Annotated in this window: 21 protein-coding genes; 11 read left to right on the plus strand and 10 right to left on the minus strand. The window is 34.5% G+C overall.

What is annotated here, in order from left to right; translation table 11 throughout:
* Window positions 1-67: 67 nt before the first annotated feature.
* Window positions 68-1,228: a cysteine desulfurase family protein gene (locus PGOND44_RS03205; RefSeq protein ID WP_003436570.1), complete on the plus strand. Its 1,161-nt coding sequence runs from the start codon at window positions 68-70 to the stop codon at window positions 1,226-1,228.
* Here PGOND44_RS03205 and PGOND44_RS03210 read toward each other — a convergent pair.
* The 5 genes from PGOND44_RS03210 to PGOND44_RS03230 all read right to left on the minus strand — a co-directional run bounded on the left by PGOND44_RS03210 (window position 1,211) and on the right by PGOND44_RS03230 (window position 8,412).
* A complete protein-coding gene (locus PGOND44_RS03210; RefSeq protein ID WP_003436573.1) occupies window positions 1,211-3,667 on the minus strand; it encodes a TonB-dependent receptor in 2,457 nt (818 codons plus the stop codon). The two genes, PGOND44_RS03205 and PGOND44_RS03210, sit on opposite strands and share 18 nt — an antisense overlap.
* A gap of 11 nt (window positions 3,668-3,678) precedes the next feature.
* Window positions 3,679-5,379 carry a M23 family metallopeptidase gene (locus PGOND44_RS03215; protein WP_003436598.1) on the minus strand — a complete coding sequence of 567 codons (1,701 nt, stop codon included), beginning with the start codon at window positions 5,377-5,379 and terminating at the stop codon, window positions 3,679-3,681.
* A gap of 32 nt (window positions 5,380-5,411) precedes the next feature.
* Complete coding sequence (locus tag PGOND44_RS03220) at window positions 5,412-6,203, minus strand: RNA methyltransferase (RefSeq protein WP_003436599.1); 792 nt, start codon at window positions 6,201-6,203, stop codon at window positions 5,412-5,414.
* A 71-nt stretch (window positions 6,204-6,274) separates the two neighbouring features.
* Complete coding sequence (gene lpdA, locus PGOND44_RS03225; RefSeq protein WP_003436600.1) at window positions 6,275-7,666, minus strand: dihydrolipoyl dehydrogenase; 1,392 nt, start codon at window positions 7,664-7,666, stop codon at window positions 6,275-6,277.
* Between the two features lie 80 nt (window positions 7,667-7,746).
* Window positions 7,747-8,412 carry a ZIP family metal transporter gene (locus tag PGOND44_RS03230; RefSeq protein WP_003436601.1) on the minus strand — a complete coding sequence of 222 codons (666 nt, stop codon included), beginning with the start codon at window positions 8,410-8,412 and terminating at the stop codon, window positions 7,747-7,749.
* A 106-nt stretch (window positions 8,413-8,518) separates the two neighbouring features.
* On the opposite strand from PGOND44_RS03230, the gene PGOND44_RS03235 reads away from it, so the two are divergent.
* Window positions 8,519-9,673 carry a THUMP domain-containing class I SAM-dependent RNA methyltransferase gene (locus tag PGOND44_RS03235; RefSeq protein ID WP_003436602.1) on the plus strand — a complete coding sequence of 385 codons (1,155 nt, stop codon included), beginning with the start codon at window positions 8,519-8,521 and terminating at the stop codon, window positions 9,671-9,673.
* A 2-nt stretch (window positions 9,674-9,675) separates the two neighbouring features.
* Here the strand turns inward: PGOND44_RS03235 and PGOND44_RS03240 are convergent, their stop codons facing one another.
* From PGOND44_RS03240 to PGOND44_RS03255, 4 genes are all read right to left on the minus strand, one after another.
* Window positions 9,676-10,422 carry a DUF6048 family protein gene (locus PGOND44_RS03240; RefSeq protein ID WP_003436604.1) on the minus strand — a complete coding sequence of 249 codons (747 nt, stop codon included), beginning with the start codon at window positions 10,420-10,422 and terminating at the stop codon, window positions 9,676-9,678.
* Window positions 10,388-10,888: a DUF6452 family protein gene (locus tag PGOND44_RS03245; RefSeq protein ID WP_003436605.1), complete on the minus strand. Its 501-nt coding sequence runs from the start codon at window positions 10,886-10,888 to the stop codon at window positions 10,388-10,390. The genes PGOND44_RS03240 and PGOND44_RS03245 overlap by 35 nt, the downstream gene beginning before the upstream one ends.
* On the minus strand, window positions 10,885-12,300 hold the full coding sequence (gene rlmD / locus PGOND44_RS03250) for a 23S rRNA (uracil(1939)-C(5))-methyltransferase RlmD (protein WP_003436607.1): 1,416 nt from the start codon (window positions 12,298-12,300) through the stop codon (window positions 10,885-10,887). The genes PGOND44_RS03245 and rlmD overlap by 4 nt, the downstream gene beginning before the upstream one ends.
* A 70-nt stretch (window positions 12,301-12,370) precedes the next feature.
* Window positions 12,371-13,810 carry an SLC13 family permease gene (locus PGOND44_RS03255; RefSeq protein WP_003436609.1) on the minus strand — a complete coding sequence of 480 codons (1,440 nt, stop codon included), beginning with the start codon at window positions 13,808-13,810 and terminating at the stop codon, window positions 12,371-12,373.
* A gap of 148 nt (window positions 13,811-13,958) precedes the next feature.
* Between PGOND44_RS03255 and rocD the strand changes: the two genes are divergently transcribed.
* The 8 genes from rocD to PGOND44_RS03295 all read left to right on the plus strand — a co-directional run bounded on the left by rocD (window position 13,959) and on the right by PGOND44_RS03295 (window position 21,115).
* Window positions 13,959-15,266 (plus strand): ornithine--oxo-acid transaminase, encoded by a 1,308-nt coding sequence (rocD, locus tag PGOND44_RS03260; RefSeq protein ID WP_003436610.1) that lies wholly within the window; start codon window positions 13,959-13,961, stop codon window positions 15,264-15,266.
* Between the two features lie 482 nt (window positions 15,267-15,748).
* Window positions 15,749-17,107: a hypothetical protein gene (locus PGOND44_RS03265; protein ID WP_040555728.1), complete on the plus strand. Its 1,359-nt coding sequence runs from the start codon at window positions 15,749-15,751 to the stop codon at window positions 17,105-17,107.
* A gap of 14 nt (window positions 17,108-17,121) precedes the next feature.
* A complete protein-coding gene (locus PGOND44_RS03270) occupies window positions 17,122-17,640 on the plus strand; it encodes a DUF6705 family protein (RefSeq protein ID WP_003436611.1) in 519 nt (172 codons plus the stop codon).
* A 90-nt stretch (window positions 17,641-17,730) separates the two neighbouring features.
* A complete protein-coding gene (locus PGOND44_RS03275) occupies window positions 17,731-18,429 on the plus strand; it encodes a DUF6705 family protein (protein WP_003436612.1) in 699 nt (232 codons plus the stop codon).
* Window positions 18,430-18,559: 130 nt separating this feature from the next.
* Entirely contained in the window at window positions 18,560-19,375 is an 816-nt protein-coding gene (locus PGOND44_RS03280; RefSeq protein ID WP_003436613.1) for a hypothetical protein, read from the plus strand.
* A 15-nt stretch (window positions 19,376-19,390) separates the two neighbouring features.
* A complete protein-coding gene (locus PGOND44_RS03285) occupies window positions 19,391-19,912 on the plus strand; it encodes a DUF6705 family protein (RefSeq protein ID WP_003436614.1) in 522 nt (173 codons plus the stop codon).
* Between the two features lie 90 nt (window positions 19,913-20,002).
* Window positions 20,003-20,458: a DUF6705 family protein gene (locus PGOND44_RS03290; protein WP_003436615.1), complete on the plus strand. Its 456-nt coding sequence runs from the start codon at window positions 20,003-20,005 to the stop codon at window positions 20,456-20,458.
* A 150-nt stretch (window positions 20,459-20,608) separates the two neighbouring features.
* Window positions 20,609-21,115: a DUF6705 family protein gene (locus tag PGOND44_RS03295; protein ID WP_003436616.1), complete on the plus strand. Its 507-nt coding sequence runs from the start codon at window positions 20,609-20,611 to the stop codon at window positions 21,113-21,115.
* Window positions 21,116-22,076: 961 nt separating this feature from the next.
* On the opposite strand, the gene PGOND44_RS03300 is transcribed toward PGOND44_RS03295, so the two are convergent.
* The gene (locus tag PGOND44_RS03300) at window positions 22,077-23,048 is read right to left on the minus strand and encodes a transporter (RefSeq protein ID WP_003436617.1); all 972 of its coding nucleotides are present in this window, start codon (window positions 23,046-23,048) and stop codon (window positions 22,077-22,079) included.
* Window positions 23,049-23,151: 103 nt separating this feature from the next.
* On the opposite strand from PGOND44_RS03300, the gene PGOND44_RS03305 reads away from it, so the two are divergent.
* Complete coding sequence (locus PGOND44_RS03305) at window positions 23,152-23,397, plus strand: hypothetical protein (protein ID WP_003436619.1); 246 nt, start codon at window positions 23,152-23,154, stop codon at window positions 23,395-23,397.
* Window positions 23,398-23,408: the final 11 nt, after the last annotated feature.

Below are 23,408 nucleotides of genomic sequence, written 5' to 3' on the forward strand. Positions count from 1 at the left end.
AATATAAAACACTTGAGCGATTCCATATATATTTGATTTACTTTTGTGATATAATAAAGGGAATAGAATGGATACAGTTTATTTGGACAATGCTGCAACTACTCAACTAGATAAAGATGTGATTTCTGTTATGCATGAAAGCATGCAAACCAACTTCGGAAATCCTTCATCGACGCATGCCTTTGGAAGAAAGGCAAAAGCAGCTTTAGAAAACGCTAGAAAGTCAATTTCTGCTTTACTTCATGTCCCTTCCTCTAGTATTGTGTTTACATCTGGAGGAACCGAAGCCGATAATACAGCTATAAATTGTGCAGTTAGAGATCTAGGAGTCACTCGTATTATTTCTTCCAAAATTGAACACCATGCGGTCTTAAATTGTGTGGAATTTTTAGACCTTGAGAACAGAATAAAATTGGATTTTGTAAATCTTGATGAGCATGGTTCTGTAGACCTTTCTCACTTGGAAACTTTATTAAAATCAGATGCAGACTCAAAAACCCTAGTGTCCTTAATGCATATCAATAATGAGATTGGAAATATATTAGATCTCAAGGCAGTTGGCGAATTATGCCAAACCTATGCGGCGTATTTCCATAGCGATACCGTACAATCTGTTGGTCATTATGAAATGAATTTATCGCAACTTCCTGTGGATTTTATTGCGGTAAGTGCTCATAAATTTCACGGCCCTAAAGGAGCTGGATTTATGTATGTAAAAAACAGAGCTCAACTTAAACCACTAATACACGGAGGTTCTCAAGAACGTGAGTTAAGAGCAGGCACCGAAAGTATCCATAACATCGTTGGTTTACAGAAAGCTATGGAACTTGCATATGCCAACCTTGAGAAGGAAGCAACTTATATTAAATCTTTAAAAAGTTATTTTATATCAACTCTAAGCGAAGCTATTCCTGATGTAAGATTTAATGGATATTCTGGCGATTTGGATAAAAGTACCTACACCTTAGTAAATGTGAGTATTCCGCTCTCACAGGCGGAATCTGATATGATGCTTTTCCAATTAGACCTTAAAGGTATTGCCTGTTCCAAAGGAAGTGCATGCCAAAGTGGAGCTCAACTTGGCTCTTTTGTTTTAAATGAGGTGTACGGTGAGAATTTAGAGTATCCGGGATTAAGATTCTCTTTCTCTAAATACACGACCAAAGAAGAATTGGACTACGTGGTCTCAACTTTGAAAAGCTTATCAACTTCAAAAGCTAGCGGATAGTTTTAAGTTAAAGACCCGAGGACTCAAAAAGTTTGGAATTGCAAATTGATTTCTAGAGGAGGAATCTCTTACAAAAGTATTGGTGATAGAATTCAACCTGTCGAACATATTAAAAATTTCAAAACCAACATCCAAGCTTTCAAATATATTCAGCCAGTGGTTTTCTTTAAAAGTGTCGTTAGCCTCCTTTAAGGCATAAAAGAATCCAACATCTAGTCGTTGATAATCGGGTAATCTACTCTGGTAATCGTAAGGGTCTTCAAACTGAGGCGATCCTCCTGGAAGTCCAGTATTATAGACCAAGTTGAGGTATAATTTCAATTTTGGAATATTAGGCACATAATCTTGGAACAAGGCTGCAAATTTGAGACGTTGGTCTGTAGGTCGAGCGATATATTCCCGATCGCCTTGGCGTTCTTCAGTTTTTAAATAACCAAAACTAAACCAGCTTTCTGTTCCAGGAACAAATTCTCCATTGAGGCGCATATCTAATCCGTAAGCATAAGCTTCGGCATCATTTCGTGCTCGGTAACGTAATCTTACGTTTTCGATTGTATAAGGATTTACATTATTGAGTTTTTTATAATAGCCTTCAGTCACCAGTTTGAAAGGTCTATCCCAAAGTTTAAAACTATAATCGTTTCCAGCAACAATATGTATAGATTCTTGAGCTTTTACATCGGGAATGACTGTTCCGGTAGAATCTCGTAATTCCCTATAGAATGGTGGTTGATGATAAAAACCTCCAGAAAGACGGAAAACCATGTCTTTATCCCAATCTGGTTTTATGGAAATTTGACCTCTCGGGCTCACCACTTGCTGGGTGTTGGATTGAATCCCTTCTCCTGAAACTCTCCAAGCTTGGCTTCTTATTCCAGCATTCATCCATACTTTAGAATTCCCTAGGCGAGTTCTATAACTCCATTGTAAAAAGGCTGTAATTCTGTCGATTTTTGTAAAGTTAATTGCTCTTATGCTTTGGAATGCTTCAAGAGGAGCCTCAAAGGGATTGTAGGGCTGATCGTTTGCAAAATCAGGTAGTGGAGGACGAACACTAAATCCAGCAGAGTCAATGACTTCATACTCTTGTAAACGGTCTCTAATGTCTTCATGGGAATATCTAGCCCCATATTCGATCAGGTGGTCATCAATTTGATGACTAGCTAAATGTTGAAGATTAAAGATTAAAGCATCTAGATTATTTCTTGCGTGAGTGAATTGAGAACCTGCTCCTTCAGTAAACTCAACTTCACCTAAATTACCATCCCCAAAATCTGTACTCACACTTCCTAATCTGTAATTTGCTAAAATATCAAAATACTCTTGTTCTTTAGTATGGTAAGCTGAAGCAATGAACTTTCCTGTATAGCTATCGTTGGGTTTATAGGTCGCTTTAAACGCTCCAAGATAGGTTTCGTAAAGGCTTTCTTCTTCACCTTCATAAAAAATCAATAAAGCTTGAGGATCGTCTATAGTTCCAAAATTAGTCTGTCTGGTAAATGGCTCATAACTGTAAGAGTTTACAGCTATATTTCCTAAAAAACTGACTTCAAATTTGGGATTGAATTGATAAGTTAAGAAGGTTTGGACGTCTGCAAATCTGGGCTTAAAATTGGCTTCAGTTTCATTTGCATTTACGAATAAAGAATTGTCTCGATAGCGCATCCCAACTATGGCAGAAAGTTTCTTGTTTTTAGAAACACCTTCTACAGAGGCGCTTCCTCCAAGAAAACTCGCTTCAAAACTACCTCCAAAATTGACAGGCCTTCTGTACTCGATATCCAAAACCGAAGACATCTTATCTCCGTACCTAGCTTTAAATCCGCCAGCTGAAAACTCAACATTTCGAACCAAATCGGTATTCACAAAACTCAATCCTTCTTGTTGACCGCTTCTTATTAAAAAAGGTCTATAGATTTCAATATCATTGACATACACTAAATTTTCATCAAAATTCCCTCCTCTTACAGAATACTGAGTGCTTAATTCGTTGTTGGAATTGACCCCAGGTAAGGTTTTCAGCAAATTTTCGACACCGGCATTGGCCCCTGGAATTTTTCTGATGGTTTCTGGATCCAATGTGGTAATCCCTTCGATTCTTGTTCTTCCATCATTTTGAAGAATAACCTCTCCAATTTGTTCAATACTGGTTTTAAGGATAAAGTTAAGTTCTTCGACCTGATTATTTTTCAAATTGAGTTTTACGGTAATCGGCTTAAACCCTACGTAGGATATTTTCAATTCTAAAGTTTGTTCAGCAGCGATTTTTAGTTGATAAAATCCATTGGAATTACTTACTGTCCCGCTTTGAGAAGTACTCACATTCGCAAAAGCAATAGGGTTTCTACTTTCATCGAAAATAATTCCTTGCACGGTGGCTGTTTGGGAAAAGACAGAAGAAGTTATTATAACAAAAAGGAATGCGTAAAAATAGTTCAAGATATAGAGTATTAGTTTTTTCTGGAGAATTCTGCTTCAAATATAGAAGTATTCCCAACTTTATCAGTAACAACGACTTTTAATTCATTTTTAGTATCAGAAATTTTATCATCGTTAAAATCATAAATTAAAGTATTGGTCTTATAATCGTATTCCATCAAAATAAATTTACCATTTACGGTCGCTCTATAGCTATCTATTCCAGTTTCTTCATCATTTATTTCCAGTTCTAAATATCTAAAATTTGATACCCACTGCTTATCCTTAAAATTCTTAGGCTTTATGCTAGGAGGCGTAGAGTCTTCAAACAAAGCATAGCTTCCAAATTGATTGGTCCTAGTGGTAAGCCTATCTTTCTTTTTGTAAGTACTCACATAATATTGACCACCCCAAGGATTAACTTGAGCGATATATAGCTTGCCTTGATCTTCTTGAGAAAATTGACTTACATCAAATCCAATAGTGGCTGACTTGTGAAGTGGAGTTGTATAGGTATGTAAATCTACACTTAAGCCTTCTATTTTAATTTCTAAATAGGTGTCTTCATAAAGAGCATTTTTAGGAATATAGATATCAATTTTACCTTCTTCAAAAATACTAGCAGCATCAGCTTTGGCTAAATATTCAGTTTCTTTTTGTGTGTTGGGCTCAATACCTACTCTAAAGTCACTTTCTATAGGAATAGTAATGGATTGGGTATTACCTTTAAAATCTGAAACTTCAATTTCAAATTGCTGGTTAAGGCTATCTTTAAAAACACTTACTAGTCCTTGGTTATAAGCATCGGTATATACACTTAATGGGTTATTGGGTTCCACAAAAAGTTTGTGAATTTTACGTTTTTCGGTTTTATAAAATTCAAAATCTATTAGTCGATTAATGTATCGGGTCTCATAAAATGAAAATTTATCAAATGTATTTTCAAAAATAGGTCTTCCATTCAGTTTGGTTTTAATAGAATACACTCCATTTTTATTATAACTTAAGTCAAGTCTGTCTGTAACTTCAATACCAAAACCAATATCTCCATGGACCTTGATTGTTTCGGTCATGAAATCACCATTGTTTTTTTGTATCAATTTGAGTTGTTTCCTGCCAGAACTTCCATTGACATGAGAGTCTTTTCCTATTGCATAGCTATGTAAGGCAAAAACATTTGGTTTCTGAGAATCCTCGATCTCTTCGAAACCAAATAAGAACGGGTTCATCGGTTTAGATTGATAATCTCTAATCTCAAAGTGTAAATGCGGGCCTCCGCTAGATCCAGAATTACCACTAAAAGCAATAGTTTGACCCTGAGAAACCTTTAGGTCAGATTCCTCTGGAAAAAGTTCAATTTCATAAGACTCTTTTTGATACTGTTGTTCTTTGACCAGTTTTTCAATTTCTGGTGAAAAGTTGTCCAAGTGGGCATATACGCTTTGATAGCCGTTGGGGTGATATATATATAAGGCTTTTCCATAACCACCATGTTGAATCTTTATTCTTCCGACATAGCCCTCCGCCGAAGCATGAACAGAAAGTCCAGTCGTTCCTTTCGTTTTAATATCCATTCCCGCGTGGAAATGATTAGACCGCAACTCTCCGAACGTCCCTGAAAGCAATAAAGGAATATCTAAAGGCGACTTAAAATAGTCTTGAGGTACATCTTGACCAAAAGAAGGCAAGCTAAGACTTATTGCGAATAGATATAAAAACATTTTTAAATTCATAGTGGTGGAAAGTTTTGAGCTCATTTAAAAAATTAAGAAAGTTGGCGTTGTCTTTTGGCTTCAAAAATCAAGATAGCAGCAGAGACCGATACGTTTAAAGAATCCACTTGGCCTTCCATAGGAATACTTATAATTTTGTGGGCGTTTATTCTCCACTCTTCAGATAAACCTTGATGTTCTGTTCCTACAACTATCGCCGAGGCTTCCTTAAAATCTTCTGCAAGATAAGATGAAGAATCTTGTAAGGCCGCCGCATAAATCTTAATGTTATTGTTTTTTAAAAAATCAATAATTTCTGAAGTTGTTCCCGTTCCAATTGTGTTGGTAAAGACTGTCCCTACACTAGAGCGGATGATATTAGGATTGTAAAGATCTGTTTTGGGGTTGGCAATGATAACAGCGTCTAGTTTTGCTGCATCAGCAGTTCTAAGTAAAGCGCCAATATTTCCTGGCTTTTCTGGAGCTTCTGCAATTAATATAAGGGGTGTTTTGTTAGATAGCCTTAAATTTTCTATCCTTAATTCCTTTGGTTTTGCAATGGCTATTAGTCCACCCGTCGAAGATCTATAGGCTAGTTTTTCAAAAACCTCCAGAGAGATTTCGGTAATTTCACAGTCAAATTTTCCTAGGTCTAAAGCATTGTCAAATAAGTCTAGACACACTAAAACTCTAGAAAACTCATAAGCCGCTTTTTGCGCATAACTTATTTCTTGAAGGCCCTCTATCACAAATTCCTCTTGACTTTTTCTCAGCTTTGATTTCTTCTGAAGAAGTAGCAGATTTTTAATAAACGGATTACTAAGACTGGAGATTTTTTTCCTCATGGGTTTTTATAAAAAGAAAGGCTTCTGAAACTTTAGTTTCAGAAGCCTTAAATGTAATTAAATCTTTATCACTAGAGGTGGATAACTTCACCATACGCATCTGCAGTAGCTTCCATTACAGCCTCACTCATAGTAGGGTGTGGATGTACAGTTTTTAAAACCTCATGGCCTGTGGTTTCAAGTTTTCTTCCTAAAACAGCTTCAGCAATCATATCGGTAACGCCAGCACCTATCATGTGGCAACCTAGCCATTCACCATATTTAGCATCAAAAATAACTTTTACAAAACCATCTTTCGCTCCAGAAGCACTTGCTTTACCAGAAGCAGAAAATGGGAATTTTCCGACTTTAATCTCGTATCCAGCTTCTTTGGCTTGCTTTTCGGTCATACCAACACTAGCAATTTCTGGATTTGAATAGGTACACCCAGGAATATTACCATAATCTAGAGCTTCTACTTTTTCTCCCGCAATTTTTTCTACACAAAGAATACCTTCAGCAGAAGCAACGTGAGCTAAAGCTGGTCCAGGCGTAACATCTCCAATAGCATAATATCCAGGAACATTAGTTTGGTAAAAATCGTTCACAGTAATTTTATCCTTATCAGTTTTAATTCCCACAGCCTCCAAACCGATATTTTCGATATGGGTTTTGATCCCTACAGCAGAAAGGACAACGTCTGCCTCAATAATTTCTTCTCCTTTTTTGGTTTTAACGGTGGCTTTTACTTTTTTACCCGAAGTATCAACGCTTTCTACAGAAGAATTGGTCATTACTTTAATGCCTTTCTTCTTGTAAATACGTTCAAATTGTTTAGACACTTCTTCATCTTCAAGAGGCACAATATTGGATTGGAATTCTACTAAAGTAACTTTAGTACCCATATCACTGTAAAAACTTGCAAATTCAGATCCAATAGCACCAGACCCCACAACAATCATAGATTCTGGTTGCTTTTCTAGAGTCATTGCTTTTCTATAACCAATTACTTTTTTACCGTCTTGTGGTAAACTAGGAAGTTCTCTAGAGTGAGCGCCGGTTGCAATTATAATGTGATCTGCTTCGTAATCAGTTGTTTTACCTTTATCGTCCTTTACAGAAATTTTCTTCCCCTTTTTTAAGGTTCCATGTCCCATGATGACGTCAATTTTGTTCTTCTTCATCAAGAACTCAACGCCTTTACTCATTCCTTCAGCAATGTTTCTACTGCGCTTTACAACAGCTGTAAAATCTTTATCTGGATTATCGGCTCTTAGACCGTAGTCTTCAGCATGATTTAAATATTGAAAAACCTGTGCACTTTTTAATAAAGCTTTGGTAGGAATACATCCCCAGTTTAAACAAACACCTCCTAAACTTTCTTTTTCTATGACAGCTGTTTTCAAACCGAGTTGCGAGGCACGAATAGCGGCTACATAGCCACCTGGTCCACTCCCTAAAACTATAATATCGTATTTACTCATAACATTTTGTTTGCTAAGATTTTTAAAAGTGCTAAATTAAGAATAATCAACAAATTTCGCACTCAAATTGGTAGTCTTATTTAAAGGACCAAGGCTAAAACAATTCCTAATACTATGATTCCAAATTTATAAATATTGAATTTGTGATCTCTGGAAGACTCAAATAAAATAGTTGTGGAGACATGAAGGAAAATACCGATAACAATGGCATTCAAGTAAACACCAATATCATCGAAAAGAGTTGTGTTTGCTTGAACGAAGCTGCCGAAAGGTGTCATGATTCCAAAAATCAATAGAAAGAAAATCACTTTGGCCTTAGACAAACTTGTATTAAATAAGAAAGACGAGATAATAATGGCGATAGGGACTTTGTGGATAATCACTGCATAGAGTAAGTGGTCATTTCCATGGATTGGAACCCCTTCTAAAAATGCATGAATGCATAGACTTATGAATAGCACCCAAGGGAAACTTGTGTTTTCTTTAGAAATATGAAGGTGGCCGTGTTCTGCACCTCCCGACATGTATTCCAACATAATTTGAAGTAAAATCCCTCCTAAAATGAAGACCCCAATAGAATCCACGTCAGAATTATAAATTCCAGGTAGAAATTCTAAGACTGTAACCGATAGCAAAAAGGAACCACTAAAGGCTAATAGTAAATTTATGATGACGAATTTCTCGTAAAGGAAGTACGAAATTCCAAAGCCAATAAGTACAGCAAGAATGGGTAACAGTAAATTCATAAAAACTACTAAAATATGAGATGCTCAATTAATTATAAGCTTGCTATTGGATTTTAAAACAAGGCGACAAAATTAATGTATTTTTGCACTTAAAAATACCTTCTTTATGGAAATTAATTTCAAAATGATTGCCAAGTGTCTCTATGAGTTTGAAGATGAACTTGCAAAAGAGTTACGGGAACTTGGTGCAATGGATATTAAGAAAGGAGTGAGGCACGTCTCTTTTGTAGGAGATATTGGCTTTATGTACAAGGCCAATTTGTCTCTAAGAACTGCCATAAGTATTTTGAAGCCTATTTTTAGTTTCAAAATTTCAAATGAAGAAGATTTTTATAACAAACTCAATGCCTATCCTTGGGAAAATATAATTGATAAAGATGGAACCTTTGCGGTAGAATCTACAGTAAATTCAGAAATCTTCACCCATTCTAGATACGTCGTCTTTAGGACCAAGGATGCGATTGTAGACAGATTTCGAGATAAGTTTCAGTCCAGACCTAATATTGATACTGACAGACCAGACTGCCAAGTAAGTGTTCATATCGATAGAGAAAACTGTGAAATTAGCTTGAATTCTTCTGGTGACCCCCTTTTTAAAAGAGGATACAAAACCGCTACTAATATAGCACCAATAAACGAGGTGTTGGCCGCAGGTTTACTTTTGAAATCTGGCTGGACTGGACAATGCGATTTTTTGGATCCCATGTGTGGTAGTGGAACTATTCTCATAGAAGCGGCAATGATAGCCTGTGATATTCCCCCTAACATCAACCGGGAGCATTTTGCTTTTCAGAAATGGGAAGACTTTGACGAATCGCTTTTCGAAATCATAAAAGATTCCTCGTTGAAGAAAGTAAGGTCATTTAATTTTGAAATCAAAGGCTACGACAAAGCGCCTTCTGCGGTAGAAAAAGCAACTCAAAATGTTGATAATGCAAATTTATCTGAATTTATTACAGTAAAACGTCAAGACTTCTTTGAATCTGTAAAAACCTCGGACCGTCATTTACATATGGTTTTCAATCCACCTTACGGAGTAAGATTGGATGTGGATATACCAGATTTCTATGCTAAAGTAGGGGATACCTTAAAACGGAGTTATCCGGGAACTTCTGCTTGGTTTATTGTGGCAGATCTAGAAGCAATTAAACATGTTGGCTTGAGACCTTCTCGCAAGATCAAACTTTACAACGCCAAATTGGAATCTAGACTTCTGAATTATCAAATCTATGAAGGTTCTAAAAAAGCAGCTAAGCAATAGAATTAATTATCGACAGCCTGAGTTTTGGTCTTAGAATATATGGGGATAAGATAGCTGATGGAATATCCCCAACCAGCACCAATACTAGAATTATCGAAGGTCCTCCGGAATCCAGGCACATATAAATTATCAAAATTATTGATCTCTGAAACCGATACCATATTCTTCAGTTGAATGTGAGCACCTAAGTAAAAATTATCAAAAACATTAACTCTTAAGCCCGCTTGAAGTTCGATCCAGCTAGCCGTGAGATTGCTGAAAGACACATCTACATCCCTTATATCTGAAGGGAAATAATCATCTGTTGTGTAAATTCTATAGCTCTGTAGATTTTGAGAATAACTAGCAAAGCCATAGCGAATCCCAACGTATATGAGGTTTTGCATCCCAATCCAGTTATCATACACATTATAATTAACCCCTAACTTAATATAACTACCATCGGTTTCGCTTATAATGTTTTCTTCGTTAAAGGTAGAGGTCTCGTTGCCTAATTCTCCTGCTATGTAAAGGTTTTCATTATACCTATAATCTGCAGAAATTTCTAGGCCTTGATAGTCTGTGTCCCAAAAACTTTGACCAATCCTACTCAAATCCAAACCAATGTTGAGTCCATATTTTTCTTTATAAAATATAGAATCGCTAACTTGTTCGTATTCCTCGTTTGAGTTTTCTTGTGCAAAAGATTGCACACTAAAGCACAGTAGAATACTGCTAATAAAATAAGTATAGGTGAGTTTCAGATTCATTATCTATTGTAGTTTCTCTTACTTGGATATCTCTTATCCAATTCATTTCATCAAGTTCTATACTTTCTTTCCGTGCCCTAAAATCAATAAAGTCTGCCTTAAAGCCGCAAGCTCGGTTCAAATAGGTTTCAACAGTTGCATAAGAAAAATTTAAAGTATCAATTAAGCCTCCAGATTCTGATTGAGAGTTGATATTGAAAATATATTTAGTTTCAATGGCATCTGTTTTTAAAGGAATGGCTATGGTTGAAGTAGAGTTAAATAGTATAGCAGTATCTTTTTCAATTTCTCTCACTAGCAAGTCATTCACATTTCTGGAATTTCCAGGATTATTGGCGTCAAAAAATTCAATGACCAATTTTGGAGTAGTTACAGTAGCTTCTGGGCAAATATCATCTCGTTCACACGAATATATGCTCAGGGCCACAAACGCTGAAATTATACCATATACTAAACCTTTTTTCATGCCCTTAAACTTAAGCAAACCACATTTTCAACATGATGGGTTTGAGGAAACATATCTACTGCTTGGCTCTCATCCACTTTATAAAATTCATCCATGAGTTCTAAATCTCTAGCTTGAGTGGCAGAATTGCAACTTACATAGACAATACGTTTAGGTTTTACATTTAGTATTTGCTGAACCACATCTTTATGCATTCCTTCACGTGGTGGATCGGTGATAATGACATCGGGTTGCCCATGCTCTGCAATAAATTCTGAAGTGAATAACTTTTTCATATCTCCAGCAAAAAACGATGTATTTTCAATACCGTTGAGTTTTGCATTTGATTTTGCATCTTCAATAGCTTCAGGTATAGCCTCTATACCTACAACATGTTTGGCTTTTTTGGCCACAAATTGAGCTATGGTTCCCGTTCCTGTATACAAATCGTAAACCAGTTCTTCACCGGTTAAGCTCGCAAAACTTCTGGCGATTTTGTAAAGCTCATAAGCTTGCTCAGAATTGGTTTGGTAAAAGGATTTGGCATTAATTTTAAATTTCAAACCCTCCATTTCTTCAAAAATATGATCTTCTCCGTAATAGGTAAAAATCTCTTGATCATAAATAGTGTCGTTTCCTTTTCCGTTGATAACGTAAAGAAGGGAGTTAACTTCAGGAAATTCTTTAATAATATAGTCTAGGAGAAGTTTTCGCTTTTCCTTTTGTTCTTTGAAAAATTGGATCAAAATCATGAACTCACCCGTAGAACTCGTTCTTATCATGAGGGTTCTAAGCAATCCGGTTTTGTCTCTCGGGTTGAAAAACTCTAAATCATGTTCAGTAGCAAAATCTCTTACTTTGTTTCTAATGGCGTTACTAGGGTCTCCTTGAAGGTGACATTTTTCAAGATTCAAGATCTTATCCCACATCCCTGGAATATGAAATCCAAGTGCATTTTTATCTGTAATGTCGACTTCACTTGAAATTTCTTTTTCAGTTAGCCATCGGCTATTACTAAAGGAGAATTCCATTTTATTTCTGTAGAAATAAATTTTTTCACTTCCTAAAATGGGGTGAGTTTTAGCTATTTCAACTTTACCAATTCGTTTTATATTTTCTAAAACTTCTTTTTCTTTATAGAAAAGCTGGTGTTCGTAAGCCATATTTTGCCACTTGCATCCACCACAAACTCCAAAATGTTGACAGACAGGCTCAGTTCTTTTGGATGATAATTTTACAAATTGATGAGGTTTAGCCTGGTAATATGATTTTCTCTTTTTGTAAGTGGTAACATCTACAATATCTCCAGGGACGACTTGGTCTATGATTAAGACTCTACCATCATCTGCTCTACCAATGCCTTTCCCTTTGCTTCCAGCATCCAGGACTTCTACGTTTTCGAAGGTTTTTTTAGAATTTTTTCGTCTTGCCATAGCGCAAAAATAAAGTATTGTTTGAATTACGGCTTTATTCGATTACATTTCTTTTGAAATGAAGTAATTCTTAGAATGATTCCAGTAAAATTACCCAGACACAGACTAAAATGGGTCCTAAAATTCCTATTAAAATCCCACCAAATCTAAAATCAGATTGTTCCAGTTGTCCTGTGCTATAAGCGATAGCGTTTGGAGGCGTTGAAATAGGTAAGAGTAGGGCGCAAGATGCACTTAGAGCGATGATTAAAGGGATAGTTTTGGGGGATTGTTCAGGTAGTAATAAAGCAAATGATATAGCCAGAGGAATCATTATAGTTGTTGTTGCAGTATTACTCATGATGTTTGAAAAAATAACGCTTAATAGTGCAAAAATAAAAGACAACACATAAAAGTTTAAGCTTTGTACATCGATAAAACTAATAAAATAATCGGTTAAACCCTGTTGCTGGACGGCAAGACCTAAAGCCAGTCCACCAGCAACCAACATCAATGTATCCCATGGCAGTTTGCGCATATCATCGGCGTCAAGAATTCCAAACATGGTGAGCCCAACTATGGGTATACCAGATACTGCTGCTACTGGTATACCTGTCCATTGTGACGTCAGCCAAAAAACTAAACTTGTGAGTATAATAATGACCGTTATGCGGATTTGCGTCTTGGATATATCGGCACTGGTTTTCGACTTGGTGTTTTGCAAAAAACTTAAATCTAAGGATTTGCGTTTAATCTGGTATTTTTTGAGCAAAGCAACCCAAAAAATAAACACTAAAACTAGAGCAACAGGAACCCCAATAAGCATCCATTCGAAGAAGCTAATCCGAATACCAATACCGTCTAACGCACCCACTGCAATTGCATTGGGTGCCGAACCAATAATTGTTCCCATTCCGCCAATTGCTGCTGCCGTTGGTATGCCAATTAGGAGAGCTTTGCTAAGTGGTGCATCTTTGCCAAGACCTAAAGTAATGGGTGCAATACTAGCTATCATCATGGCGGTTGTTGCAGTGTTACTCATCAACATGGATAAGAACGCTGTGATTAACATTAACCCAAGCAAAATATTTTTAGATTGTTCCCCAAGTTTAGGAACAATAATTTTGAGTAAGGATTGGTCCAAAGCGGTTTTTTTCATAGATTCTGCAATAAAAAAACCACCAAGAAACAACCAAATAACCGAATCTGACCAGGTTTGAACATACTGCTTCACATTTTCAGACTCAAGATTACTCATCGTAAACACCAAGTAGCCAATAATCAAAATCCCTACTGCAAAAGGGGGAATGGCCTCGGTAACCCATAAAGCAATGGCAAATAATAAAATGAATAAAACAGAAGTTTGTCCTTCGGTAAAGCTTGAATCTTTGATTAAATAACTCAGTCCTAAGGCAACCAAAAAACTTAGTACAAACTGAAGTGAACGACTTTGCCAATTCAGTTGTTTTGAAATTGTTTCGTTAATCTTTCCTACTATTTTTTTGGAGTACCGTCTAGAATCTTGATACATGCCTTAAGTTTTACTCAAATTTAAGATTAATTAGCCTTTGTTTCATCTTTTTATTTAAACTGAAACTAAATTGACCTAACGAACAGTTAATAATTTTTAATGGTCCGTGAAATCCTTATTTTTGTAACAATCGATAAAAATTTAAGTTATGACAACTAATACAATAGATAAATTAAGGGTTGAAGACATTAAGTCTTCACAACAAGCAATAGATCTTGAAGATAAGTACGGAGCTCATAATTATCATCCATTACCTGCAGTTCTAAAAAAAGGAGAAGGTGTATTTGTTTGGGATGTTGAAGATAAAAGATATTACGATTTTCTTTCTGCCTATTCGGCTGTTAACCAAGGTCACTGCCATCCTAGGATTGTAGAGGCCATGCACAAGCAATCTCAAACTATATCTTTAACCTCAAGAGCATTTCACAATGATGTATTGGGGGTATATGAAAAATATGCAACAGAGTATTTTAAGTTTGATAAGCTTTTACCAATGAATAGTGGAGCTGAGGCTGTGGAAACTGCTATCAAAATTTGTAGAAAATGGGCTTATGAACGCAAAGGCATTGCAGAAACTGAAGCTAAGATTGTAGTTTTTGAAAATAATTTTCACGGTAGAACCACAACTATTATTTCTTTTAGTAATGATGAAGGCGCGAGAAAAAACTTTGGTCCTTATACACCTGGTTTTATCAAGGTGCCTTATAACGATGCGGAAGCCTTAGAGAAAGTACTTAAAGAAAACAAAAATATCGCTGGTGCTCTAATAGAGCCTATTCAAGGTGAAGCAGGCGTTTTTACTCCATCAGATGATTTTATTCCAAAAGTAAAATCCTTGTGTAATGAACACAATGTTTTATTTATGGCAGATGAAATACAAACAGGAATTGCAAGAACAGGAGCTTTACTTGCTGTTTGCGGTAAATGTGACTGTCAAGGACATTGTGAACGTCAAGAAGCCACTTATTCTAGACCTGATGTTTTGATTTTAGGTAAAGCCTTATCTGGAGGAGCTTATCCAGTATCTGCAGTCCTAGCGGATGATGAGATTATGAGCGTGATTCAACCAGGGCAACACGGTTCTACTTTTGGAGGAAATCCAGTAGCTGCCGCTGTGGCAATGGAAGCTTTAGAAGTTATCAAAGATGAAAAGCTTGCTCAAAATGCAAGACGTCTTGGTGATCTTTTTAGATCTGAATTGAATAAATTCATAGAAAATCACAACATCGTGAATCTCGTAAGAGGGAGAGGCTTACTCAATGCGATCGTCATTAACGATTCTGAAGACAGCTCTACTGCTTGGGACATCTGTGTTGCTTTAAAAGAAAATGGTTTATTAGCAAAACCTACACATGGTAACATCATTCGTTTTGCACCACCATTAGTGATCAATGAAGAGCAGTTGATGGATTGTGTAGACATCATTACTAAGACGCTAGAGAAGTTTGAAAAATAAATCTTTAGAAAGTTCATAAATTTAAGCCCTGCTCCATCGATCAGGGTTTTTTTTTGTGCCGAAAAATTTATTACCCATCTTAACAATTAACTTTTTTTATTCTGAATTTGATACTGCTAGTTTAATGTTCTAAGACATCAAGTTTAGTAGTTTTAGGTTTGTTTCAAATTCTGTCTGTTGAATGTGAATAATTAATTAATAGAGGTCTTTTTTTAAAAAGTGGAATACGGCTGAAGCTCGGATTTTTAAAATTTACGGTTTTCCCGTAACAAAAGTACGGTCAAACCGTAATAGTTTTAAGTCTTAAAGTTATATTATTGTAGTGTTAATAAAAACTATAACGTGATTTTACACACACACACACACACACACACACATTGCAGGGCTACCTGTTCTCTAGATGCATAGTGGTTATATATGGTTTTCCTTAGTTATTATTCTTATAAGTCAATTTTAAAAAATAATAACTAACATATATATGAATGAAAACAATACCAATAAAATTAATATTGCTTTTTTCACTTTTAGTCCTAATTTACAGTTGTGAAAAAGATGATAATTTGATTATAAAAGAAGGTTATCTTAAAACAGTAGCTTTAGCTGATGCTAAAAGCTTTTTAAGACAAAGCCAAGATGAGAAAAACTCAACTCCAGAAGGAAACTTCATCACCTCAATTTCAGACGAAATTAATTATGAAGACCTAACAAATACCGATGAGGAACTAGCCGTTATTGATGTTAAAACTAAATATAAAAATTTACAAAGTAAAGTAGTTTTACTCAACATCAATAATGAATTACAAAGTGTGGTTGTAGGCTTAAATCCTTTTGAACATTCTACCGAGACTAGCTTTTCTGGTGAAATGTTGATAACAAGTATTAATGGTAATATTATAAAGGCATTTGAGATAGAGGATAACGTTTTTGTAGCTGAATATATAAATAATAATACAGTACATAAAAATCATGAACCCAATAAGAATAAAAACTCAGTAAATGAAACTGCCAAAAACTGTTGGTGTGGTATGTCAAATTGTAATTGGTGTGGAGAATTGGATGAAGTGATCATAACATCAGGTGGATCTCCTTCACCTCCATCGCCATACGTATCAATTGCACATATGTACCCCACTGGAGGAGGTGGAGGTCTACCTAATGAATGGGACTTCGGAGGTGGTGGTGGACACAATGGAACTCATAATCCAGACAATCCAGAACCAGAAGAAAATCCATGTGATAAAATTAACGAACTCGAGTCTGATCGTGCTTTTAAAAGAAGACTACTAGACCTTGAAGAAAACTTAAGTCTTGATTATGAAACAGGATTTCTAATTAATCATAATGATGTACCTTATGATCCAATCGCTGGTAGTCCTAACACAGATGAGATTAATTTTAATGTGAGTGGAACAATAGATGGTTACCTTCATAGTCATGTATTACCGAACGGTAATTCTATATTTTCTCCAGATGATATTGAAGCTCTTTATTTATTATATAATAATGGTCATATTAACAACACAGGTACATTTGTTATTTCTGTAGTGACAGGTCATGGGACTTCTTATAGTATTATTATCGATGATGTAAATGCTTTCAATACTTTTAGTCAAAATAACCTTATTGGTGATAATTTTAGTTCTTTCTCAATTGGATATAGTGCACAGTCTGATTTATTAGAAAATTTATATGGAATTGATTTTGTTTCAGCAAATGAAATAGCTATGTTACAGGCACTTGAAAATTCTGGGTTGAGCTTATTGAAAGGCAATTCAGATTATAGCGACTGGCAAAAAATAAAAGCACAGGGAAGACAAACAGTAGATGTAGGTTGTAACTAATAAAATAAAAAATCATGAAAACAATAATTTTTATACTAGCATTACTTCTTAACTTGAGTTGTGTTACCGCACAAGAAGTAACGATTAAGAAAGGAACTAAAATTGAGGAGGTTAAAAAAGGAACCTATTATAAAACAGATAGAGCTTTATTAAACAAGTACCTTGGTATTTGGTCAACCAAAATAAATGACAAAGAATTTAAATTTGAAATTTTAAAAAAGAAAACAGAAGTCGATGGTGTTTTTATTGATAGATTAGCTGGTAAATATTATTTTAACAATAAATCATATTATAACGAACCATCTTCGATTAAATGTCACGCCAAGAGTAATACGATAGAAGTTTTAGAAAAAGGTACTTTAAGATTTAGATTCTTTGACTATGACAATGATAAACTAGGAGTATTAGAATTTGAATTGATCGAAGAAAATAAAGCAAGTTGGCATTTACTCGAACGCGGAGGCTATAGAGATGAGAGCTTTAGAAAAGGCTTTTCAGTACCAATTGAGATGGTTTTGATCAGAAAGAAATAGGAAGAAATTAAACATCAAATAACAGAGAAAGCTAGATACAGTCTTTCTCTGTTATTTTATTTTCTAGAAATGATTTTAAATTACTCTTCCATGAAAACACTAATTTTTATACTAGCGCTTATTTTAAATTTTGGCTATACTTCTGCTCAAGAAAAACTTTTAGAAAAAGGTATGGAATCAGGGAAAGTAGAAAAAGGAACCTATTATAAAACTCAAGATAATCTTTTAAACAAATTAATAATCATATTTAGCATATTTTCTATTTCAATATTTAGCTGCAAAGCTCAAATTATACCAGTAGAAGAGCATAGAGAATATAAAAAAAACGAAATTGAAATACCTGATTGTGCTTATTTAAAAGATGTAAATAACATCTTACCTAAATTTATTGGAACTTGGAAAGGTAATTATAATTCAAAAAGCTATGAGTTCAAAGTCACAATGCATACCAAAAGCTTTTTGGGTATCCAAAAGGACGAACTTTTAATGCGCTATAAAATCACAGATGCAAATGGCACTTTGATAGAAAGCACTCTCTCATTACCAAACGATAGCCCTAATATTTTGAAAAATGGCTATGTAGCAGAGACAGGTAGCTACGTTTTTTCTTATATAGGAAGAAATGGAGCCTGCGGTCAAAATGGTTGGGTTTTTATGAATCCCTATTTTGACACAAATAATAAGGCTAGACTATTTCTTTCTATTGAAGGTGAAATATATCCTGAATGTTCTACAGGACCAGCTGATCAAATCTTGCCCACAGATTGGATTACATTAACAAAACAATAAAAGACCCTTACTAGCAGAAGAGAATGCTATCCTCCAAGAATATGTAGGTAAGGGTAAAAGTGCAGGCTATCATGATCATGGAAGTGGTAAAAACTCAGTAAATGAAACTGCCAAAAACTGTTGGTGTGGTATGTCAAATTGTAATTGGTGTGGAGAATTGGATGAAGTGATCATAACATCAGGTGGATCTCCTTCACCTCCATCGCCATACGTATCAATTGCACATATGTACCCCACTGGAGGAGGTGGAGGTCTACCTAATGAATGGGACTTCGGAGGTGGTGGTGGACACAATGGAACTCATAATCCAGACAATCCAGACCCAGAAGAAAATCCATGTGATAAAATTAACGAACTCGAGTCTGATCGTGCTTTTAAAAGAAGATTACTCGATCTTGAGGAAAACACTAGTCTTGATTATGAAACAGTATTTCTAATTAATCATAATGATGTACCTTATGATCCAATCGCTGGTAGTCCTAACACAGATGAGATTAATTTTAATGTGAGTGGAACAATAGATGGTTACCTTCATAGTCATGTATTACCGAACGGTAATTCTATATTTTCTCCAGATGATATTGAAGCTCTTTATTTATTATATAATAATGGTCATATTAACAACACAGGTACATTTGTTATTTCTGTAGTGACAGGTCATGGCACTTCTTACAGTATTATAATTGATGATATAAATGCTTTTAATACTTTTAGTCAAAATAACCTTATCGGTGATAATTTCAATTCTTTTTCAATTGGCTATGAAGCTGATTACAATCAACTGAATAACCTATTTGGATTGAGCAGTATCAGTGCCCGAGAGGTTGCCCTATTGAACGCTTTAGAAAATTCTGGATTGAGCATATTAAAAGGAAATTCTGATTATAGCGATTGGCAAAAAATAAAAGCACAAGGAAGACAAACAGTAGATGTGGATTGTAACTAATCAAAATAAAAAATCATGAAAACAATAATTTTTACACTAGCATTGCTTCTTAACTTAAGTTGTGTTACCGCACAGGAAGTAACGATTAAGAAAGGAACTAAAATTGAGGACGTTAAAAAGGGAACCTATTATAAAACAGATAAAGCTTTATTAAACAAATACCTTGGTATTTGGTCAACAACTGTAAACAAAAAAGTATTTAAATTTGAAATCTTAAAAAGTAAAACAGAAGTCGATGGTATTTTTATTGACAGGATCGTAGGGAGATATTATTATGATGAAAAGTCTGATGTTTATTTAAGTGATGCAACATATGAATGCAGTGCAATGGAATATGGCCTTGATGTTTTAGAAAAAGGTAAATTGAGATTTAGATTCTTTGACTATGACAATGATAAACTAGGAGTATTAGAATTTGAATTGATCGAAGAAAATAAAGCAAGTTGGCATTTACTCGAACGCGGAGGCTATAGAGATGAGAGCTTTAGAAAAGGCTTTTCAGTACCAACTGAGATGGTTTTGATCAGAAAGAAATAGGAAGAAATTAAACATCAAATAACAGAGAAAGCTAGATACAGTCTTTCTCTGTTATTTTATTTTCTAGAAATGATTTTAAATTACTCTTCCATGAAAACACTAATTTTTATACTAGCGCTTATTTTAAATTTTGGCTATACTTCTGCTCAAGAAAAACTTTTAGAAAAAGGTATGGAATCAGGGAAAGTAGAAAAAGGAACCTATTATAAAACTCAAGATAATCTTTTAAACAAATTTATTGGTGTTTGGCAAAATGAAATAGATGGCAAAACATTTAGTTTAAAAATTTATAAAGAAAAAACACTTTTAAAAAGTCATGGTGTTTATATTGATGTACTCAAAGGTTTATACTGTTACAGCACTGTAAAATGTAATTTTGACAATCTTGATGCATCTTTAAGAAGATCTGAGTCTTCTATTGAAATGCTTGAAAAGGGAAAAGTAGAATTTAGAGTCAAGGACATTAAATTAGAAAAGCTAGCAAACGTCAACTTTGAAATTTTAGATAATGGAAGCGCTAAATGGGTTTTATTTAGTAGATTTTGAATAAAGGAAAACCAAAAGGCTTTTCTATCCCAACTGAAATGATATTAACCAAGAAAAAATAGAAGGAAAATCAAGTATCATATACCAGAGAAGGTTAACACAAGCTTTTTCTGGTATTTTTTTTAAAATCGACTTCAAAAGAATTGAGAAATGAAAACATTAATTTTTATACTAGCAGTAGCCTTAAGTACAAGTTATTTAACAGCTCAAGAAGTGACTTTAAAAAAAGGAATGAAAAATGTTGAAATAATAAAGGGCACCTATTATAAGACAGATTCTGCTTTTTTAGATAAATATCAGGGAGTATGGACATATTCAGGTAATAATATAGTTTTTAAATTCAAAATTTTCAGAAAAAAAACATCTGTTCAAGAGATCTATATTGATAGGTTGAAGGCACAATACTGCATTGGTAAAGAGTGTGATATTGAGAAGGTCAATACCTTCATTTTAAGTAGTGCTGAAAAAGATAATATTGAAACTTTAGAAAAAGGTACTCTAAGGTTCAGGTTCTATGATAACGAGTATAAAAAATTTGGAGTCCTAGAATTTAAATTACTTCAAGAGAATAAAGCAAGTTGGAAGTTATTAGAACGGGGTGGCTATAAAGATGAGAGCTTTAGAAAAGGCTTTTCAGTTCCAAACGAGATGCTGTAACCAGGAAAAAATAGAAGGAAAATCAAGTATCATATACCAGAGAAGGCTAACGCAAGCTTTTTCTGGTATTATTTTTAAAATCGACTTCAAAAGAATTGAGAAATGAAAACAATAATTTTTACACTAGCAATAGCTTTTAATATAAGCTCAATAACAGCTCAGATTTTGATTTTTACAAAAAATTTACGGTTAAACCCTAACAAGTGTACGGTTAAACCGTAATAGTTTTAAGTCTTAAAGTTATATTATTGTAGTGTTAATAAAAACTATAGCGTGATTTTACACACACACACACACACACGGAACAAAATGAGAAATTCTATGTTCGTTTTGGGTTTATTTATTGGTTTACTTAGTTTTTTCTTATTTAAACTGTGGTAAATAGTAACCTTAAATTAAAATATATGAAAACTTAAAAAATTAATTTTTTACAACTATTTATAATCGTATTTTTTTGCAATTTATTCTTGCATTGGTGCAGGACCTAATACTTTTTGCTAATGAACCTATTAGATATTAAAAACAACTGGGAAAATTTATTCTACGGAATATTTTTTATAGTATTTGGTGTTTTCTTTTTCTCAAATTTTGAATGGAGGTTGTTTTTTATAATTTTCGGACTGCTTCAGATAATTTTCTATTTCATAAATCAATTTAGAAATAAGAAATAGGATTGCATTATTTTTTTTAAATCCAGATAAATAGTTTGTATGTCCGTTTTTTATCCTAATGAAGAAATCTTACACTTATTGAGCCCGAATTTATATCGCCCCAGCCCAAAGGGTGAAAAATACTAACTTAGTTGAAGATTTTAGAATATCGACACCCTTTAGGGTTGGGGAAAAGCGATATTCGGATTCAATATAAAGTTTAGGTGATATTACGGATATTCATTAAATACTATACTAAAAATCCCCAACTTTTGTAAATTAGGGGTAGTTTTTTTGTTATTAAAAGTTTACTAGTTAATTTGATTTTGTCGTCGCATGCGTTCTTTTTCTTTTCTACGTTTTTCTCGCTCTTCAAGGTAAAGCTCTCGCTCTTTGTCATCTTTGAAAATATATTCGTCAGAATCGTGCATATCAATTCTATAGGATACCCCTATACCAGCTCTCCAACGTTCAGGAGAATCTTTGAAGTTAACGAGTCCAGACACATCAACCTGAAGGTTTTTACCAGCTAAAAAGGCAACACCTCCTCTTAAGATTTCATCGCTGTAAATATCGCTGATGTAGGTTTGGAATTCAGCAAAAATTCCTGTTCGCGCATAAATAGAATGGGTGAGCGTAAAGATTCCTGCATAAGTAGGAAAATCGGTAGTGGGTTTATCGGCAATAAAATTGGATACCAAGACCCATTTCCTTCCGATATTGTGTTGTGTTATAATAGCTGCTTTCGGAGAAGCATTGGGTTCTCCTTGAAATTTGAAGGGATTCTCGCCAAAATTTAAATTCACTCCTGCATAAATAGATACTGCAGGAATCAAATCACTCCACTGGGGAAGATTATTTTTTTTCCAGCTGTATAGGTTAGGTCCGTCTATTTCCTTTTGAATGTTAGGATCGTACAGTAAATATTTGGCTCCTAATGTATTGCTTTCGAAATTACTGAAGTTTGAGGTCGTTTGAGTTCCACCTCTCAGTAATTGATCTTCAGCATTAGCAAAAGTTCCATCCAATAAGACTTCTAGTCGCTCCATTAGTAATCCATATCTAATTTGATATTGATATTCAAATAAAGTGCGGTCAGGAATTAAAGGGGAGACGTGATTGTCTTTGCCAAAGGCCAATCCCGTTTCGAATTGTAAAACATTGGTGCCTACAGAATAAGCTCCAAAGGATTCTCCAGGTCTGTTGGAATTAATCACATCGGTATATTGAGCGTTTAGAGTTAAGGTGATAAAAGTTAAAAGGCAAATTAGCTTCAGTTTCATAAATAAAGTTTGTAATCCAAATATAAGTTAAAATCTGATTTTTTGAACTTTACTTCCCTGATTACACCTAGATATTGGTATTTTTGTAAATTAATCGTTTACTATGGTATTTTTAAAGACTTTACTTATTATCCTTTTGGTCTTTTTTGGCCTTAAATTGATGGCGAGGTATCTGGGCCCGATTTTGCTGAAATACGTTTTCAAAAAAGTCCAAAAAAACATGCAAGAAAAATTCAATTCTGCACAGTCTCAAACTCAGGATAAAGAGCCCAAATCTTCCAAAACTTTTAAATCTAAACCCAAAGAAAGCAAAGTAGGTGAGTACGTAGATTATGAAGAAATTGACTAACTTTCAGGTTT

The sequence above is a fragment of the Psychroflexus gondwanensis ACAM 44 genome (assembly GCF_000355905.1).
Lineage (GTDB): Bacteria > Bacteroidota > Bacteroidia > Flavobacteriales > Flavobacteriaceae > Psychroflexus > Psychroflexus gondwanensis.

Excerpts from the sequence above, each read along its gene's own strand:
- PGOND44_RS03230 (WP_003436601.1), bottom strand. The coding sequence starts at position 8,412 with ATGAATTTACTGTTACCCATTCTTGCTGTACTTATTGGCTTTGGAATT.
- rlmD (WP_003436607.1), bottom strand. The coding sequence starts at position 12,300 with ATGGCAAGACGAAAAAATTCTAAAAAAACCTTCGAAAACGTAGAAGTC.
- rocD (WP_003436610.1), top strand. The coding sequence starts at position 13,959 with ATGACAACTAATACAATAGATAAATTAAGGGTTGAAGACATTAAGTCT.
- PGOND44_RS03300 (WP_003436617.1), bottom strand. The coding sequence starts at position 23,048 with ATGAAACTGAAGCTAATTTGCCTTTTAACTTTTATCACCTTAACTCTA.
- PGOND44_RS03245 (WP_003436605.1), bottom strand. The coding sequence starts at position 10,888 with ATGAAAAAAGGTTTAGTATATGGTATAATTTCAGCGTTTGTGGCCCTG.
- PGOND44_RS03235 (WP_003436602.1), top strand. The coding sequence starts at position 8,519 with ATGGAAATTAATTTCAAAATGATTGCCAAGTGTCTCTATGAGTTTGAA.
- PGOND44_RS03305 (WP_003436619.1), top strand. The coding sequence starts at position 23,152 with ATGGTATTTTTAAAGACTTTACTTATTATCCTTTTGGTCTTTTTTGGC.
- PGOND44_RS03275 (WP_003436612.1), top strand. The coding sequence starts at position 17,731 with ATGAAAACACTAATTTTTATACTAGCGCTTATTTTAAATTTTGGCTAT.
- lpdA (WP_003436600.1), bottom strand. The coding sequence starts at position 7,666 with ATGAGTAAATACGATATTATAGTTTTAGGGAGTGGACCAGGTGGCTAT.
- PGOND44_RS03215 (WP_003436598.1), bottom strand. The coding sequence starts at position 5,379 with ATGAATTTAAAAATGTTTTTATATCTATTCGCAATAAGTCTTAGCTTG.
- PGOND44_RS03285 (WP_003436614.1), top strand. The coding sequence starts at position 19,391 with ATGAAAACAATAATTTTTACACTAGCATTGCTTCTTAACTTAAGTTGT.
- PGOND44_RS03255 (WP_003436609.1), bottom strand. The coding sequence starts at position 13,810 with ATGTATCAAGATTCTAGACGGTACTCCAAAAAAATAGTAGGAAAGATT.
- PGOND44_RS03290 (WP_003436615.1), top strand. The coding sequence starts at position 20,003 with ATGAAAACACTAATTTTTATACTAGCGCTTATTTTAAATTTTGGCTAT.
- PGOND44_RS03270 (WP_003436611.1), top strand. The coding sequence starts at position 17,122 with ATGAAAACAATAATTTTTATACTAGCATTACTTCTTAACTTGAGTTGT.
- PGOND44_RS03265 (WP_040555728.1), top strand. The coding sequence starts at position 15,749 with ATGAAAACAATACCAATAAAATTAATATTGCTTTTTTCACTTTTAGTC.
- PGOND44_RS03240 (WP_003436604.1), bottom strand. The coding sequence starts at position 10,422 with ATGAATCTGAAACTCACCTATACTTATTTTATTAGCAGTATTCTACTG.
- PGOND44_RS03280 (WP_003436613.1), top strand. The coding sequence starts at position 18,560 with ATGTCAAATTGTAATTGGTGTGGAGAATTGGATGAAGTGATCATAACA.
- PGOND44_RS03295 (WP_003436616.1), top strand. The coding sequence starts at position 20,609 with ATGAAAACATTAATTTTTATACTAGCAGTAGCCTTAAGTACAAGTTAT.
- PGOND44_RS03220 (WP_003436599.1), bottom strand. The coding sequence starts at position 6,203 with ATGAGGAAAAAAATCTCCAGTCTTAGTAATCCGTTTATTAAAAATCTG.
- PGOND44_RS03205 (WP_003436570.1), top strand. The coding sequence starts at position 68 with ATGGATACAGTTTATTTGGACAATGCTGCAACTACTCAACTAGATAAA.